The sequence below is a fragment of the Allobosea thiooxidans genome (assembly GCF_900168195.1).
Lineage (GTDB): Bacteria > Pseudomonadota > Alphaproteobacteria > Rhizobiales > Beijerinckiaceae > Allobosea > Allobosea thiooxidans.
The window spans coordinates 177,964-194,770 of sequence record NZ_FUYX01000002.1; the positions used below are offsets into that span (position 1 = coordinate 177,964).

16 protein-coding genes are annotated in these 16,807 nt (G+C 68.4%); 2 read left to right on the plus strand and 14 right to left on the minus strand.

Going from position 1 to position 16,807, the window contains the following annotated elements; genetic code table 11:
- Positions 1-20: 20 nt before the first annotated feature.
- The 4 genes from B5Y19_RS03935 to B5Y19_RS03950 are packed head-to-tail and all read right to left on the minus strand — an operon-like array spanning position 21 to position 4,705.
- A complete protein-coding gene (locus B5Y19_RS03935; RefSeq protein WP_079591136.1) occupies positions 21-1,319 on the minus strand; it encodes a dihydrolipoamide acetyltransferase family protein in 1,299 nt (432 codons plus the stop codon).
- Positions 1,319-2,341, minus strand: coding sequence for an alpha-ketoacid dehydrogenase subunit beta (locus B5Y19_RS03940; protein ID WP_055729075.1), 1,023 nt, complete (start codon positions 2,339-2,341; stop codon positions 1,319-1,321). Before B5Y19_RS03940 ends, B5Y19_RS03935 begins: the two co-directional genes overlap by 1 nt.
- Positions 2,331-3,347: a thiamine pyrophosphate-dependent dehydrogenase E1 component subunit alpha gene (locus tag B5Y19_RS03945; RefSeq protein WP_055729074.1), complete on the minus strand. Its 1,017-nt coding sequence runs from the start codon at positions 3,345-3,347 to the stop codon at positions 2,331-2,333. The genes B5Y19_RS03940 and B5Y19_RS03945 overlap by 11 nt, the downstream gene beginning before the upstream one ends.
- Complete coding sequence (locus B5Y19_RS03950) at positions 3,344-4,705, minus strand: NAD(P)H-dependent oxidoreductase (RefSeq protein ID WP_055729129.1); 1,362 nt, start codon at positions 4,703-4,705, stop codon at positions 3,344-3,346. Before B5Y19_RS03950 ends, B5Y19_RS03945 begins: the two co-directional genes overlap by 4 nt.
- Before the next feature lie 155 nt (positions 4,706-4,860).
- Here B5Y19_RS03950 and B5Y19_RS03955 point away from each other — a divergent pair, with 155 nt between their 5' ends.
- Together B5Y19_RS03955 and B5Y19_RS03960 are read left to right on the plus strand one after the other, a co-directional pair.
- Positions 4,861-5,868, plus strand: coding sequence for a sugar-binding transcriptional regulator (locus B5Y19_RS03955; protein ID WP_079591137.1), 1,008 nt, complete (start codon positions 4,861-4,863; stop codon positions 5,866-5,868).
- 119 nt (positions 5,869-5,987) lie between these two features.
- Complete coding sequence (locus B5Y19_RS03960; RefSeq protein ID WP_055729072.1) at positions 5,988-6,344, plus strand: hypothetical protein; 357 nt, start codon at positions 5,988-5,990, stop codon at positions 6,342-6,344.
- Positions 6,345-6,462: 118 nt separating this feature from the next.
- On the opposite strand, the gene B5Y19_RS03965 is transcribed toward B5Y19_RS03960, so the two are convergent.
- The 10 genes from B5Y19_RS03965 to B5Y19_RS04010 form a co-directional block, all read right to left on the minus strand.
- Positions 6,463-6,984, minus strand: coding sequence for a hypothetical protein (locus B5Y19_RS03965; protein ID WP_055729071.1), 522 nt, complete (start codon positions 6,982-6,984; stop codon positions 6,463-6,465).
- 11 nt (positions 6,985-6,995) lie between these two features.
- Complete coding sequence (locus B5Y19_RS03970; protein ID WP_055729070.1) at positions 6,996-7,925, minus strand: nucleoside hydrolase; 930 nt, start codon at positions 7,923-7,925, stop codon at positions 6,996-6,998.
- A 4-nt stretch (positions 7,926-7,929) separates the two neighbouring features.
- Complete coding sequence (locus B5Y19_RS03975) at positions 7,930-8,694, minus strand: ATP-binding cassette domain-containing protein (RefSeq protein ID WP_079591138.1); 765 nt, start codon at positions 8,692-8,694, stop codon at positions 7,930-7,932.
- 152 nt (positions 8,695-8,846) lie between these two features.
- The gene (locus tag B5Y19_RS03980; protein ID WP_055729068.1) at positions 8,847-9,791 is read right to left on the minus strand and encodes a sugar ABC transporter substrate-binding protein; all 945 of its coding nucleotides are present in this window, start codon (positions 9,789-9,791) and stop codon (positions 8,847-8,849) included.
- Positions 9,792-9,969: 178 nt separating this feature from the next.
- Positions 9,970-10,926: an ABC transporter permease gene (locus tag B5Y19_RS03985; protein WP_244555471.1), complete on the minus strand. Its 957-nt coding sequence runs from the start codon at positions 10,924-10,926 to the stop codon at positions 9,970-9,972.
- Between the two features lies 1 nt (position 10,927).
- Entirely contained in the window at positions 10,928-11,722 is a 795-nt protein-coding gene (locus tag B5Y19_RS03990; protein ID WP_055729067.1) for an SDR family NAD(P)-dependent oxidoreductase, read from the minus strand.
- Positions 11,723-11,763: 41 nt separating this feature from the next.
- Entirely contained in the window at positions 11,764-13,281 is a 1,518-nt protein-coding gene (locus B5Y19_RS03995; RefSeq protein WP_079591226.1) for a xylulokinase, read from the minus strand.
- A gap of 210 nt (positions 13,282-13,491) precedes the next feature.
- Positions 13,492-14,502: a Gfo/Idh/MocA family protein gene (locus tag B5Y19_RS04000; RefSeq protein ID WP_055729066.1), complete on the minus strand. Its 1,011-nt coding sequence runs from the start codon at positions 14,500-14,502 to the stop codon at positions 13,492-13,494.
- An 89-nt stretch (positions 14,503-14,591) separates the two neighbouring features.
- Entirely contained in the window at positions 14,592-15,602 is a 1,011-nt protein-coding gene (locus B5Y19_RS04005; protein ID WP_055729065.1) for a Gfo/Idh/MocA family protein, read from the minus strand.
- Between the two features lie 2 nt (positions 15,603-15,604).
- The gene (locus B5Y19_RS04010) at positions 15,605-16,780 is read right to left on the minus strand and encodes an extracellular solute-binding protein (protein ID WP_055729064.1); all 1,176 of its coding nucleotides are present in this window, start codon (positions 16,778-16,780) and stop codon (positions 15,605-15,607) included.
- Positions 16,781-16,807 lie beyond the last annotated feature (27 nt).

The window sequence follows — 16,807 nt, forward strand, 5'->3', positions numbered from 1 at the left end:
CCGCCGGGAATTCTGTTGGATCACAACAAAACCTCGGGGTTCTCCAGCGCCTCGCGCAGATCGGCCATGAACCGGGCGGCGGCAACGCCGTCGACGATGCGATGGTCCGAGGACAGCGTGAAGTTCGCCATCGGCCGCAGCACGATCTGGCCGTCGCGCCCGACCGGCTTGTCGATGGTGCGGCCGACCGCGAGGATCGCGCCCTGCGGCGGGTTGATGATCGCGGTGAAGCTGTCGACGCCGTACATGCCGAGATTGGAGATGGTGAAGGTGCCGCCGCCGAGCTCGACCGGGGTCAGTGTGCGCTTGGCCATGCCGTCGCGCAGCCTGGCGAACTCGCGGGCCATGGCGGGCATGTCCATGGCGCCGGCATCGCGCAGCACGGGCACGACGAGGTCGCCGTCGCGCTCCATGGCGATGCCGATATCGATGCGCGCGTGGAAGCGGGTCGCCTCGCCTTCGGCGGAGGCATTGATGACGGGGTGATCGCGCAGGATGCGGGCGGCGACGCGGGCGATCAGCACGGTGAGGCTGGGCTTGGGCGCGCCGATGCGTTCGTGACGCTTGGCCAGGCGGCCGAGCAGGTCGCGGGCGGCGGTCATCTCGATCTCGGAGGTGAGATAGAAATGCGGGGCGGTGCGCATGCTCTCGGAAAGCCGGCTCGCGACGATGCGGCGGATGGCGGAGAAGGGCTGCAGGCGTCCTTCGGATTGCCGGCAGCTTTTCTTTCCCGAGCCCTCATCCTGAGGAGCCGCGCCAGCGGCGTCTCGAAGGATGCTCGCTGAGGCTCCGGAGCCACCTGGAACATCCTTCGAGACGCGATCCTGCGGATCGCTCCTCAGGATGAGGGCCGCGGTGACGTCCTTCTCGCCGATGCGCCCACGCGGGCCCGTGCCGGTCACGCTCTTGAGGTCGAGTGCGTTCTGGCGGGCGATGCGTCGGGCGAGCGGCGTTGCGCGCAAGCCTGATGTCGCGAGCGACATTGCAGCCGCGTGAGCGATCGGCGCCTGCGGAAGGGGTGTGGCAGCCGCCACGGTAGCCGCAGCGGCTGCCGGCTCGGACGGTGTGGTGGCGGCCTCACCGTCGAGGTAGATCCACGCAACGGGGGTCCCGACGGAGATCGGCACGCCGGTCTCAGCCGTGATGTTCCGGATCGCGCCGGTGGCGGGGGCCTCGACCTCCATCACGGCCTTGTTGGTGCCGATCTCGAAGATGGTGTCGCCCTGGCGGACCAGATCGCCTTCCTTGACATGCCAGGCTTCGATCGTGCCCGTCTCCATGTCCATGTCGACCTTGGGGAGGATGACCTCGACCGGCATCAGGCTTCCCCGCGGCGGACGAGATTGGCGGCGGCGGTGACGATGTCGTCCTCCTGCGGAACGGCCGCCTTCTCCAGAACCGGGTTGTAGGGGATCGGCGAATCCGCGCCGCCGAGCCGGATGATCGGCGCGTCGAGGAAGTCGAAGACCTCGCTCTCGGCGATCATTGCCGAGATCTCGGCGCCGATGCCCATGGTCTTCACGCCCTCGTAAACCACGAGAAGACGATGCGTCTTGCGTACGCTCTCGGCGATCGTGGTGAAGTCGATCGGGCGGATCGAGCGCAGGTCGATCACCTCCGCCGAGATGCCGTCCGCGGCGAGGCGCTCGGCCGCGGCTTCCGCCTTGCGGGCCATGATCGAGGAACCGACGATGGTGACATCCGTGCCTTCGCGGCGGATCGCGGCCTGGCCGATCGGCACGCGATAGGCTTCCGCCGGGACATGGCCCTTGGTCTTGTAGAGCAGCTTGTGCTCGAAGATCAGCACGGGGTTGGGATCGTCGATCGCGGCGAGCAGCATGCCCTTGGCGTCATGCGGGGTGCTCGGCTGCAGCACCTTGAGGCCCGGCACATGGGCGAACCAGGCTTCCAGGCTCTGGCTGTGCTGGGCGGCTGCACCCGTGCCCGAGCCGCCGGGCAGGCGGACCACCATCGGAACGCTCGCCTTGCCGCCGAACATGAAGCGGATTTTTGCCGCCTGGTTGACGAGCTGCTCCATGGCGAGCGTGACGAAATCGGAGAATTGGATCTCCAGCACCGGCCGCATGCCGGTGATCGCGGCGCCGACCGCGGCGCCGGCGATGCCGAGCTCGCTGATCGGGGTGTCTATCACGCGCTCCGTGCCGAAACGGTGGACGAGGTCGCCGGAGACGCCGAAGGCGCCGCCATAGACGCCGACATCCTCGCCGAAGAGAAAGACGCGCTCGTCGGCCTCCATCGCCTGGCCGAGCGCCTCGCGCACCGCTTCGGCATAGGAGAGCTCGCGGATCTCGCTCACGGCTTCGAGCGTGTCAGAGGGCATAGACGTCACGGGTCAGGTCTTTCGGATCGGGGTCCGGGCAGGCGCGGGCGAATTCGACGGCGGAGTCGATCTCGCGCTGGGCGTCCTCTTCCAGCTTCATCAGCGCGGCGGCGTCGAAGCGGTCATGCGCCTTGAGCTCGTCCTCCAGCCGCCGGATCGGGTCCTGCGCCCGCCATTCCTCGATCTCCTCCTTGGAGCGGTAGAGGTTGCGGTCGCTCTTGGAATGGCCACGCCAGCGATAGGTCTTGCACTCGATCAGCGAGGGACCGCCGCCGGAGCGGGCCCGCGCGACCGCCTCTTTCGCCACCGCCGAGACGCCGGCGAGGTCGTTGCCGTCGAGGCTGTGGCCGGGCATGCCGTAGGCGCTCGCGCGGTCGGCGACGTTCGCCACCGCCATGGCCCGGCCGATATCCATCGACATGCCGTATTTGTTGTTCTCGCAGACGAAGACGACCGGCAGCTTCCAGATCGAGGCCATGTTCAGCGCCTCGTGGAAGGCGCCCTCGTTCGAGGCGCCGTCGCCGAAGAAGACCATGCAGACCCGGCCGTTCTTCTGCGCCTTGATGCTCATGCCGACGCCGACAGCGATCGGCAGGCCGCCGCCGACGATGCCGTTGGCGCCGAGATTGCCGCCCTCGACATCGGCGATATGCATCGAGCCGCCGCGGCCCTTGCAGTAGCCGGTCTCCTTGCCGAAGAACTCGGCGAACATCAGCTTCGGCTCGGCGCCGCGGGCGATGCAGTGGCCATGGCCGCGATGGGTCGAGAGGATGTAGTCGTGCGCTTCGAGTGGCAGCGTCGTGCCGACGGCACTCGCCTCCTGCCCGATCGAGAGATGCATCGTGCCGTGGATCAGGCCGCGCATATAGCTCGCCTCGGCCGCCTCCTCGAACTTGCGGATCAGGTGCATCCGGGTCAGCGCCCGAGCCACCGTCTCGTCGTCGAGCGCGGCGAGCTCGGGCCGCTGGTTCGGCCTGGTGGCCTCTTCTGCCTTGCGTGCGCTCATGCGGTGGCTCCGGAGGTCAGCGCGGCGGTCATGGCGTCCTGGGCGCGGCGGACCTCGACGATCTTCAGGCGCTCGTCGGGAGACGCGTCGGCGAGCGTGATCAGCTCGCCCTTGCGGACCGGCCGCGTCATGGTCGCGCCCTGGGCGAGGCCGATCGGCAGGGCCTTGCGTGCCTGCGCATCGGCCCGGGACAGCGCGAAGCCGCGATAGCCGTATTCGCCGATGGCATCGAGCGTCTCGCCGACGGCGAGATCCCGTTTGGCGACGCAGCCGACTTCGGAGGTCGGCACCGGCAGCGGGCGCATATGGCTCTGGTTGAAGATGACGGCGGCGGCGGCCGAAAGCGGCACTTCCAGGCTCGTCAGGTGATAGGGCCGGAAGAAGGAGTAGTAGGGGCCGGGGCCGAGATGCAGGTCGCTCATCCGCTCGCGGACGCGGGGATGGCGCATCTCGGCGACCGCGAAGACGCCGGGCGCGACGCCCTTGGCCACCGAGAAATCGACGACGCCCTTGCGCGAAAGCAGGCCGCCCTCTTCCTTCGGGCAGAAATAATTCTGCAACTCGTCCTTCGGCGCGGCCGGGCCGTGCATGCCCGGGATATCCGGCACGAAGCCGCAGGCATTGGCGATGGCGACCATCTCGACCATGGTCTTCGAGCCGTCGACGAACTCGACAAGCATGCGCGGGTTCATGTTCCGGCGCGTGGCTTCCTCGACATAGTCGGCCGGGACCGCGTCGATGCGGAACGGATTGTTCTTGCCCTTGCCGGCGGCGACGACCGGATAGCCCATCGCCCGGATGAAGTTGATCAGCTCCATCGCGGCGGCGGGCTCGTCACCCGCCCCGAGGGTGTAGACGACGCCGGCCTTGGCGGCCTCGACCGCGAGATAGGAGCCGATGGTGATGTCGGCTTCGACATTCATCATCACGATGTGCTTGCGCGCGGCTATTGCCGTCAGCGCCACGCGCGATCCGGCCTCGGGATTGCCGGTGGCGTCGATGATGACGTCGACCTCGGGCGAACGGCAGATGAGGTCGAGCGAGGTGGTCGCGGCGATGCGGCCCTTGCGGCGGGCGGCCTCGAGCCCGACCTCGTCCGAAACCGAATCGACCTCGCCCTTACGGCCCGCGAGCGCGGCGGCTTCCGAAACGCGCTCCGGCGCGATGTCGGCGACGGCCGCGATCTCGATGCCGGTCATCTGGGAAATCTGGACGACGATGTCGGTGCCCATCTGGCCGGCGCCTATCAGGCCGACGCGCACGGGCTTGCCGGCCTTTTCCCGAAGTTCGAGGGCTTCGGCCAGGGACAGGCCGGCGGCGGGCGCGCCGTGAGGCGGCTGCGTCAGGATCGCGGCCATCGTCGAAATCTCTCCCCAGGACATATGTTCTTTGATTGGAACAAAAGAACATAGCTTTCGTGCTGTCAAGCGCACAGATGTTCAAACAGGTTGCCTTGGGCGCCGCGATGCTGTGATGCTGGCGCGGAAGAGCCGGAGCAGGCGCAGGAGCGGCGGTGGAAGACGCGTTCGGAGCGGGACAGATCTCGGGCGAGGTGCCGGTGGCGGATGCGAAGGTCCGGGTCGCCTGGCTCTATTACGTCGAGGGCCTGACGCAGGAGCAGATCGCGGAGGCGCTGGGGCTCAGCCGGATCAAGGTGATCCGCATGCTGGCGGCGGCGCGCAGCGAGGGGCTGGTCAAGATCAGGATCGATGCGCGTTCGGCCAGGCAGGCCGGGCTCGAGCGCGGCCTCGTCACTGCCTATGGCCTGAGCGAGGCCGTGGTCGTGCCGGCGGCGCGCGATCCGGCGAGCATCTCGGCCCTCGTCGGCTATGCGGCTGGCTCATGGCTGTCCGACAAGCTCGCCGACAACATGTCGCTAGCCGTGGGCTGGGGCCAGACGCTGCACCAGGCGCTGCGCGGCATCCAGCCGCGGCAGATCGAGGCGATGTCGGTGGTCTCGCTGCTCGGCGGGCTCACCCATTCGCGCAGCATCAACCCCTCCGCGGTGGCGCGCCGGGTCGCCGACATGTTCGGAGCCGACTGCTTCCAGCTCACGGCGCCGGTCTTCGTCTCGAATGCGGAGCTGCGCGACGCGCTCTGGCGCGAGCCGACGCTGCGCGAGCTGCGCGACAGGGCGCGGGCGGCCGATGTCGCGCTGGTCAGCGTCGGCGATCTGCTGCCGGACTCGACGCTGTTCCGCGAGGGGCTGTTGCCGCAATCGGACCTCGCCTCGCTGCGGAAGGCCGGGGCTGTCGGCGACCTCGTCTGCCATTTCATCGACGCCGATGGCGAGTTGGTCGACCATCCCGTCAACCGCAGAATCATGGCGGTGAGCCCGGCGGATCTGAAGGAGATCGGGCTGGTCGCGATCGCCGCGGGCGGCGCCAACAAGGAGCACGCCATCCGCGCCGCGCTGCGGGCGAGCGCCGCCAAGGTCCTGATCACGGACGAAGGTGCGGCGGAGGCGCTTCTGGCCGGTGGCGCCAAGGCGCAGCAGGACGAGCGGCGGGCGCAAGGATAGGCCGTCACGCCGCTTCCCGGGCGGGGGCGGCGATTCATCATGTTGTCAAAGCATCGGTTTCGGCCAAACTGGCTTCCACCTCTCGGTCCGATGCTTCAGGGAGTTCGGGAAACACGGTCATGGCCAGCAATTTCGAGCAGTTCGCGCGCAACTCGCTGCAGTTCCGCCCGTCCGATATCCGCCTCATGCTGGAGCGCGTGCATTCGCATGTCGTGAAGCCGCGCATGTCGGCGGAGGAATTGCTGGATGTGGTGCGCGGCCTCGGCTTCGAGACGGTCGAGGCCTTCGGCGACCAGATCGGGCTAGAGCGGCGCACCTCGGAGAGCTGGGCGCGCTACGGGCTGTCGCGCGACGCGGCGCAACTCCTGCTCGCCCTGCTGAACTACCGCCGGCGCCTGCTCGATGCGATGGACGATTTCGAAAAGACGACGCAGATCCCGCTCGACGGCTTCTTCGAGAACCAGCAGCTGCCCTGAAACGTCCTTCGCGTCATGGTCGGGCTTGTCCCGGCCATCCACGTCTTCGCTGGTCGAAGCTTGTGTTCAAGACGTGGATGCTCGCCACAAGGGCGAGCATGACGGCGGGAGCTGCCATCTAAAGGCAGAAGTCGGCGCAGCCGGCTTCCCAGAATGCTTTGCCGGATTCAGGCGCCGGGACCGAGGGCCGCGGCTTGCGGCCGGGCAGGTCGGCTGGGACCGGCTTCACCAGCTCCCACCAGCCATGGGCGCATTGCGAGCGATAGGCCATCTGGTCGGAGATCGAGGTGCCCTCCTGCTCCAGGACGGCGTCGAGCGCCGCGCAAGCCGCACGGAGCCGTTCGTCGTGCAGATCGCTCGGTGCGTTGGCATAGTCGTGGAAGGCCTCGGTGAAGGCTTCCATCTCGCGGGCGATATGAGGCCAGTCGGCGCGGCCAAGATTCCAGGCATCCATCCATTCGCGCACGACGATCTCGACGGCTTCCGCCTTCGGCCTGTCCTTCACCTTGCCGGCGGTGGTCAGCATGTGGCGCATCAGCTCGGCGCGGGCATGGGCGTGGCGGGCGCGCAATGCGGCTTCCTGCATCTGCGCGACGGCTTCCGCCGCCTGCTGCTGCAGCGCTTCGACGAAATGCGGCATGGTGCGATCCTTCAGGGCAGGGTGGCGAGGCGTTCGATCATCCGCTCGAACAGCTCCCGGGCCTTCACGGCCGCGACGACATGGGCGTTGGACTCGCGCCGGAGGCGGCCGTTCCAGTCGATGGTGGTGCGCCCGCGCAGCGGCCCCTCGCCGGTCTCGACCGCGACGAAGCAGTCGCGTCCCTCGAACAGCTCGGGCCAAAGCAACCAGGCGACGACGCAGGGGTCGTGCATCGGATGGCCGTCGCTGCCGAGCCCGCCGGGCCGCGGGCGGGTGAGCATGCCGTGGACGGCCTTGCCGGCGGCGTTGCCGAGGGCGCCGATGCGGGCGATCTGCTCGTGGCTGGCGATGGCCTGCAGCGTGACGCCGAGGCCGAACATCACGATGGGCCGGCCGCAGCCGAAGACCACTGCCAACGCATGCGGATCGACATAGGCGTTGAACTCGGCGGCGGGGGTGATGTTGCCGAGCCCGATGGCGCCGCCCATCAGCACGATGCGCCTGACCTTCGGCAGGATGTCGGGCGCGAGCCGGAAGGCCAGCGCCAGATTGGTCAGCGGTCCCAGCGGGCAGAGCGTGATGCTCGCGTCTGGTGCAGCGCGGCAGATCTCGATGATCCCCTGCACGGCATGGCCGGGCGCCGCCTCGCTCGTGGGGGCGGGAAGCCCTGCGCCGGCAAGCCCGTCGGGGCCGCAGACGAATTCGGCGGTCTCGAGCGCGACGACGAGTGGTCCCTCGGCGCCGGAATGGACGGGAACGTCGCCGCGGCGGGCGAGATCGCGGATGCGCAGTGCGTTCGCCGTGGTCTGCGCGACCGGGACATTGCCCGCGACCGTGGTGATGGCCCTGAGGTCGAGGCGGTCGGCGCTGGCGAAGGCGAGCAGCAGCGCGACGGCGTCGTCCTGGCCCGGGTCGGTGTCGATGACGATCGGTTCGCGCATCGGATCAGGCCGCCTTGGCGTTGCCGGCCATGATCATATGGGCGATGTCGTCGGCGCTGAGGTCGCCGAGGGGGCGGTCGACATATTTGCGGCCGGCGCCCATGATCACGACGCGATCGGCCAGCGCGACGACGTCGCGCATGTTGTGGCTGATCAGGATGACGGTGCGCCCATCGGCCTTGAGCTTGCGGATCAGGTCGAGGACGAGCGCGCTCTCCTTGACGCCGAGCGCCGCCGTCGGCTCGTCCATGATGATGATCTCGGCGTTCCAGCGCAGCGCCCGGGAGATCGCGACCGCCTGGCGCTGGCCGCCGGAGAGCCGCTCGACCGGCCGGGTCATGTCGGTGACGGCGGCGGAGAGCTGCGCGAGATAGCGCTGCGATTCCGCGATCATCTTCTTCTTGTCGAGGATGCGCAGGAAGGGCAGCAGCACCGGCCGGGTCAGCTCCGAGCCCATGAAGACGTTCTGGGCGACGGAGAGGCGCGGGGCGAGCGCGAGGTCCTGGTAGATGGTGGCGACGCCGTTTTCCAGCGCGTCATGCGGCGAGGAGAAGGTCACGGGCTTGCCGCGCAGGCTGATCGTGCCGCTCGTCGCCTCCTCGGCGCCGGAGATCACCTTGATCAGGCTCGACTTGCCGGCGCCGTTGTCGCCGCAGAGCGCCACGACCTCGCCCGGGAAGATGTCGAGGTCGACGTCGCGCACGGCGACGACCGGGCCGTAGGCCTTGCCGATGCCGCGGAGCGAGAGGAGGGGGGTGGGGGCGGTCATGGCTTCAATGCTTGTCATGAGTCCGAATGGTTGGCGACGGCGTCATGCTCGCCCTTGTGGCGAGCATCCACGTCGTGAACACCGCACTGCACGAAAAGAAGACGTGGATGGTCGGAACAAGCCCGACCATGACGCGGAAAGCACGAGCGCCGTCACTTCTTCAGGAACTGCTGGACGTTGTTCTTGTCGACCAGCACGGCGTCGGTGAAGAGATAGGGGCCCGACGCGATGCTCTCCTTCGGCTTCTTGTCGACGACGATCGCCTGGATCGCGTCGACCGCCTGCTTGCCCATCTCCTCGAAGGGGATCGCGACGGTCGCCATGAAGGTCGAGCTCGGATCGGCGATGCGCTCGTAGCTTTCCTTGCCGCCATCGACCGAGATCAGCGGGATCTGGCCCTTCTTGACGCCTTGAGCCTGCAGCAGGTCGTCGATGATGTAGGCCTGCCCGTCGAACGAGGCCCAGATGCCGTTGATCTTGCCCTGGTTCTGCAGCAGCAGCGCTTGCATCCCGGCGCGGACATCGTCGCGCCAGCTCTGGGTGCGGGCCATCGAAAACTTGCCGAGTTCCTTCACCGCCTGGTTCTCGGAGAGCACGGCGTCGAGGATCTTGCCGCGGATGCGCGAGGCGACGTTGAGGTCGAAGCGGGCCGAGATGATGTTGCCCTGGTAGCCGAGCTGACCGAGCAGGTAGAGCGCCGCATCGGCACCGACCTTGTACTCGTTGGTCTGGATGTCGAAGAGCGCATGCGGGCTTGCGCCCGACTGCACGGTGATCACCGGGATCTTCGCGTCCTTGGCAGCCTTGAACTGGGCGTCGGCCTCGACCGGCTTGCCCATGGCGACGATGATGGCGTCGACCTTCTTGGCGATCAGCGCGTCGAACTGCTCGGCATGCTTGGGCAGCGCGCCTTCCGAGTTCAGCAGCGTGACGTTCCAGCCCTTGGCCTTGGCCGCCGCGGCTGCAGCGTTGGCGACGCGCGCATGCGTCTCCGAGGTGAACTGGAAGCCGATGATGCCGACCTCGAATGCCTGCGCTGATTGGCCGAGTGCGACGAGCGCGGCAGCCGCCACCAGCATCTTCCTGAACCCGAGCATGAAACCCTCTCCCCTCTGTCGTTCCGTGGCATTCCATCCTCAGCCCTCATCCTGAGGAGCGCTTGGAGAGCGCGTCTCGAAGGATGCTCCAGATGTCTCCGGAGCCTCCTGGAACATCCTTCGAGACGCAGCCTGCGGCTGCTCCTCAGGATGAGGGCTGAGGTCTTCAACTCCAAATTTAGACCTTGAACGCCGCCTTCTTCATCGCGCTGGCCGAGAAGGCGACCGAGCCGATGATGATCGCGCCGAGCACGATGTCCTGAACGTAATAGGGCGCGCCGAGCAGCACCAAGCCGTTGCCGAGCACCTTGAGCACGAGTGCCGCGAAGACCGTGCCCGGGATGTTGGGCTTGCCAGGATCGAACATGGTCATGCCGAGCAGCACGGCGGCGATGGCGTAGAGCAGGTAGTCGCCCGCCATGTTCGGCGCGGCCGAGGACAGGTTGGCGGCGAGCAGCACCGCCATGATGCTGGCGAAGATGCCGGCGAGCAGCAGGCCGATGCGCTTCATCCGCGCCGTGGCGATGCCGGCGAGCCGCGCCGCCTCGTCCGCCTCGCCGGTGGCGACCATATGCGCGCCGGTCTTCGTCCATCTGACGAGGCCCCAGGCGAAGAGCGTGGCGCCGGCCATCCAGAGCACGAGATTGGGGATGCCGAAGGTGTAGCCGCGGGCGAGCCCGGTGAAGCCGACGGGCCAGCGCCCGACGAAGGCGACGCCCTGGGTGATCATGAAGGCGAGGCCTTTGGCGATGGCCGCCGTGCCGAGCGTCATGATCAGCGAGGGGATACGCAGCACCGTGACGCCGTAGCCGTTGAGCGAGCCGAGCACGACGCCGACGGCGAGCGCGGCCGAGACCGCGACGGCCGGCGGATATTGCGCATGCACCAGCCAGCCGCAGACCACGGCGGCGAGGCTCGCCATCTCGGCGACGGAGAGGTCGAGCTCGGCCACGGTGAAGGCCAGCGCGAAGCCGAGCGCCAGGATGGCGAGGAAGCTCGTATCCTTCAGCACGTTGATGATGTTGGTCGTGCTGGCGAAGTTCGGGGCGAAGATCAGGAAGAACAGGATCAGCGCCAGGCCGGCCAGCGCCGTGCCGTAGCGCCCGATCAGATCGCGCGGGTCGATGCGGCCCAAATCAGGCTCCCTTGGCGATGGTGGAGATCGGCGAGAGGATCTCGATGCCGCCGGTGATCGGGATCAGCGCGCCGGTGACGAAGGCCGCGCCCGGAGAGAGCAGGAAGGCGATCACGTTGGCGACATCCTCGGGCCGTCCCAGCCTCCCTAGCGGCGTGCGCAAGGCCGCTCCCTCGACCAGCGCATCGAATTGCTGCGCGAATCCGTTGCGCACCATTGGCGTATCGATGATGCCGGGCGCAACCGCGTTGACGCGGATGCCGTGCGGGCCGAGCTGCTGGGCCATGCCATAGGTCAGCGTCGCAACGCCGCCCTTGGCCGAGCCATAGGCGAGGTTGGCGCCGCCATTGGCATGGGCGATCGAGGAGATATGGACGATGGCGCCGCCCTCGCCCTGGGCGATCATCCGGCGCGCGGCCATTTTCGCGATGCGGAAGACAGCGGAGAGATTGAGGTCGACGAGCCGGTCCCATTCGTCGTCCTCCATCTCGACCATCGGCACCGGTCGCGAGGCGCCGGCACCAGTGACGAGATGATCGAGCCGACCGAAGCTGGAGACGGCGAGGTCGACGAGGGCGCCGGGAAGGTCGCGCTCGCGCAGATCGCCGGCGAGCGTCACCGCCTGGCCGCCTGCCGCGGCGACATCCGCCGCCACGGTGGTGAGGCCGGACTCGTCGAGGCCGGAGAGCACGAGCCGATGGCCGGCGCGGGCGAGGATCACGGCGAGCGCGCCGACGATGCCGCCCGAGGCGCCGGTCAGAAGCGTGACGGGAGTGGTCGCGGTCGGGCTGGTCATGGCTGGGGTAGTGGCGCGGTCGTCGGCATGGCGCGCGTTCCTTAAGGCGCCGGCGCCGGGTTGGCGAGGCCGGGCAGCGCAGCCGCGGTCTGCGCCAGCGCGGTGAGATCGGTGGAGATCGGTGCTAGCGCCTGCTCGCTGCGGCGGTAGAGAGCATAGAGCGCGTCATAGGCCGGGCGCCGGGCGGGATCGGGCTCGTAGCGCCGGGCGATGCCGACCAGCGCTTCCTGCGCCGCTTCGAGCGAGGCGAAGCGGCCGAGCCCGGTCCAGGCGATGATCGCGGCGCCGAGCAGGCCGGGTTCCCGGGCGCGGCCAACCACGATGGGGCGGCCGCAGAGATCGGCCTTGATCTGCGCCCAGACCGGATTGGCGGCAGCACCGCCGCCGAAGCGGATTTCGTCGACGCGGGTGCCAAGCGCTGTCTCCGCCCGCTCCAGCACGAGACGATTGAGGCAGGCGACGCCTTCCAGAACCGCATAGGCGAGATCGGTCGCGCCATGTTGCCGGCCGAGCCCGATGAAGGCGCCGCGCAGGTTCGGGTCCCAATAGGGCACGCGCTCGCCTTGCAGATAGGGCAGGAAGATCAGCGGCTGCGGGTGGCGGCGGCCGGCGAGGAGCCGGTCGATGCGCTGGCCGACCGGTTCCGAGCCGCCGAGCAGGCCCGCCAGCCAGGCCGCGGTGTCGGCGCCGTTCTGGCTCGGCCCGCCGAGATGCCAGAGCCCGCGCCAGTCGACGGTGATCAGCCCTTCGGCTTCCGCCTGGTGCGGGCCGAGCACGCCCAGGACCTCGGTGGTTCCGGAGATGTTGTAGGCATAGCCCGCCCGCAGCGCGCCGAGGCCGGCGACGGCGGCCCAGGTGTCGTTGCAGCCGCAGAAGACCGGCACGCCGGCGAGCCGGTCGAAGGGGGCGGGCAGGCCGGCCCGGACGGCCTCGACAGCATCGCAGGGCTCGAGGATCGTCGGGATCACGGCCTGGGAGAGGCCGATCGCGGCGAGCGGCGAGGCGCCGTCGCCGCTTTCCGCACAGGCGATGAGGCGTGCCATCGAGACCGGGTCGCTCGCCTGCCGGCCAGTCAGGCGGAAATTCAGATAGTCCTTCGGTTCGAGCACGCGGGCGAGCGCCCGGGCATTCTCCGGCTCGCTTTCCGCAAGCCAGGCGAGGCGCGCGAGCGGGTGGAAGGCGTTGATGCGCCCGGCTTCGGGATGATCACCCAGCGCCGCCCGAAGCCGCGTCGCGATCGCCTCCGAGCGCGCATCCTTCCAGGTCAGGGCCGGGCGCAGCTCGCGCCCGTCATGGCCGAGGAAGATCTGCGTCCGCGTCACGCCGCAGATCGCGATGCCCTCGATGCGGGCGAAGAGATCGGGTCTCGCCTGCGCCAGATCGCCGGCGGTCCTGAGAAGGAGCTCCCACCAGCCCTCGGCAGCGACCTGCGAATGCCCGAGATGGTCGTCGAGAGCGGGGCCGGCAGCGGCGCTCTCGGTCAGGACCGCGCCGCTGCGGTCGATCAGGGCGGCGCGGAAGCTGCTGCCGCCGAGATCGCAGGCAAGGACGATGTTCATCTGCTGCATGGATAAGGAAACGCACCCGTCATTCCGGACAAACCGCCTTCGGGTCCGTCCTCGGGCGGCCCAAGGACGAGCTCCGCGGCGGCGATCCGGAAACCATCGCAGGGCGTTGCGCCTCATGACGGATTCCGTGTCGAGCCCGGAACGACGACGGTTCAGGGCATCCGCATGAGAATCGGCGCCGGAGTCAAGCGCGCGACATCCTCACGCGCCCTTGCGCGCGGCCGAGAGAATCTCGTCGACGAGCCTTTGCGAGGCCAGCGCCTCCTCGCCGGTCACGACCGGGTCGCGACCTTGTTCGATTGCGTCGAGGAAATCGGCGATGACGGCGCGATGGGCGTCATGCGGGAAGTCCATGATGGCGGCGCCGCTGCCGGTCGAGCCCTCGGCCTTGACGATCTCCTCGCTTCCGTCGAGGAAGGCGAGCCTGAGCCGCCCGCCGATCAGGGCGGCAAAACCCTTGGTGCCGGTGATCTCGATGCGTTCGGGGTAGCCGGGATAGGCGGCGGTGGTCGTCACCAGCGTGGCCGGCGCGCCGTTGCCGGTCTCCAGCAGGGCGGAGACATAATCCTCGGTCTCCATGCGGTGGAGGGCGGTGGTGCGGGCCTGGGCCGCGACGACCCGGGAGACGCCGACGAGCGAGCGGAACAGGTCGAGCGAATGGATCGCCTGGGTCAGCAGCACGCCGCCACCGTCGCGGGCAAGCGTGCCGCGGCCGGGCTCGTCGTAATAGCCCTGCGGTCGCCACCAGGGCACGGAGAGGAAGGCGGCCTCGACCGTGCCGAGTTCTCCCGATTGCAGCGCGGCCCTGAGGCGAAGGCTCGCCGGGCGGAAGCGATGCTGCAGAACGACACCGAAAGTCCTGTGCGTCCGGCGGGCGGTGTCGACGAGGCGCTGGCCGCGCGCGCTGGTCAGCTCGAGCGGTTTTTCGACGAGGACGTGCTTGCCGGCTTCGAGGCAGAGCGCCGAAACGTCGAGATGGCTCGACGGTGGGGTCAGCACGATGCAGGCATCCACCGACGGATCGGTCAGGACGGCGTCGAGATCGGTGGTCGTCGGAAAGGGGAATTGCGCGGCATAGGTCTTGGCGCGGTCGGGTGTGCGACTCACGGCCCAGCGCACATCCGCGCGATCGGCCAGGTCGAGCAGGCTCTTCGAATGCGGCTGGGAGGCGGGGCCGAGCCCGATCACGGCGATGCCGAGCTTGCGTGTCATGACGGGCGATCCCCTTCTTCTTCAACTCGTCCCACGGTCGTCATCCCGGGTCTCCCTTCGGTCGCCCGCGATGACATCGTTCCGGTCCCCTATGGCCGGGCCGGCAGCCAGGCGGCCTTAGCCTGCGCCTCCAGCGCCAGGCGGCAGACGGTGAAGGCGTGGCGCTGGCTCATCGCGGTCTCGCCGCGAGCGCCGATATCGGCGATCAGGTCGCGAAAATAGGTCAGCGGCTCGCGCGAGGCATCGATATGGCGGGTGCCGGCCTTGTCGACCAGGAAGACATGGTCGGTGCCGGGCCGGCCGGCGATGTCGACATATTTGCGCAGCTCGATCGTGCCCTCGGTGCCGAGGATGGTGAGGCGGCCATCGCCCCAGGTCGGCAACCCGTCGGCCGTGAACCAGTCGACGCGGATATAGCCGCCGGCCTTGTCGCTGCGCAGCAGGATTTCGCCGAAATCCTCGAAATCGGCGAAGTCCGGCCCGCCGAAATGCCCCACGCCCGAGGCGACGATCTCCGCATCGTCGGAGCCCGTGAAATGCAGGAACTGATCGATCTGGTGCGAGGCGATATCGGTGAGGATGCCGCCATAATGGCGCTTGTCGAAGAACCAGTCCGGCCGGATCGCACGGTTGAAGCGATGTGGACCCATGCCGAGCGTCTGGACGACCCGGCCGATCGCGCCATCGGCAATCAATTTGCCGGCTATGACCGTCGCGGGGACGATGAAGCGCTCGGAGAAGCAGATCGAGAAGATCCGCCCCGTCTCGGCCACCGCCTTTTCGACGGCTGCGAGCTGGTCGAAGCTGGTGACGCCGGGCTTGTCGACCATCACGTCCTTGCCGGCGCTCATGGCGCGGACGGCGATGGCCGCGCGCTCGGCCGGTACGGCGGCGCAGACGATGAGCTCGACTGACAGGTCGTCGATCAGCCGTTCGGCCGTGCTCTCCGGCAGATCGGGAAAACGCTCGCGGAAGCCGGCGAGGACGCGCTCGTCGGTGGTGGCTGGATCGAAGCCGACGCAGGTCGCGCCGGCTTCGAGGAGACCGCCGACCATATGGTAGATATGGCGGTGGTCGAGGCCGATGGCGGCGAAGCGCATGGCTACTGGGGAGCTCCGTGGCCGACGCCGATCTCCTGGTCCCAGCGCCGGAAGGCGGCGACGAGGCGCTCGGGCGTCAGCGGCGGGCGGGTCGGCAGGCTGGTGATCAGCTTGTCGTATTCCGGCCGGCCATACTCGGCGAGGATGTCGCGGCTCTCCTGGGGCGCCATGGCGAGCGTCACGCCCTTCACGGCGGGGCCGGGGTAGAAATAGCCCTTGTCGTAGGTCACCGCCTGCGCCTCGGGCTTGAGCATATGCGCCATCAGCGCGACCAGGGCCGGCATCTTGTCCGCCGGCACGCCCTTGGGGATGCACATGAACTGGGTGTCCGGAATCCAGTGTGTCTTGTCGAGGACGAAGACCTTGGCTTCCTTGGGCACAATGCCGAGCACGCGGGGGTTGATGTCCCAGCCCAGCGTCGAGACGATGACGTCGCGTGTGCCTTCCCCGAGCTCCTTCATCGTCGCGGCGGTGCCGCCCGGATAGTAGTCGATGCCGGTGCCGAGCTCCTTGAGATAGGCCCAGCTCTTGTCCCAGCCCTTCATCGGGTCGGCGGGGTCGGAATCGCCGAGGATGTAGGGCAGGCCCATGAGCCAGGTCCAGCCCGGGCCGGAATTGACCGGCCGCGCATAGGTGAAGCGCTTCGGGTTCTGCTTCACATAGGCGAGCAGCTCCTCGGCGGTCTTGGGCACGGCCTTGAGTCGTTCGGGCGCATATTCGAAGAGCGGGCCGGAGGGCGAGTAGACGACGGCGACGCCCTCGTTCTGGCCGAAATTGCGCTGCATCATCAGCGCCTGCTCGTGATAGACCTCCTCGGGCTTCGGAAGGTCCTTGGCGTGGGACTTCCAGACATCGACCCAGAGCCCCTGCTGGATGCCGTCGGACATGGCGCCCGGACCGGTGAGCACGAGGTCGATGTCGACGCGGTTGGCCTGCTGCTGGGCCTTCAGCTTGGCCGGCAGTTCCGGCGAGGGCGCGCGCGAGAAATTCAGGCGCGAGATCAGCTTCGGATTGTCCTTGGCGAATTTTTCGATTGCCGCCTGCGTCAGCTGCAGATTGCCGGCGACGTCGATGATGTTGAGCGCGACCGGGGCGCTTTGCGCCAGCGCTCCGCCGGCTTTCAATGCGGCGAGGCCGGCCGCTCCGGCCATGACGGTACGGCGTGTCGGATGTTTCATGATCCCTCCCTGGGTTGCGGCTCTCTT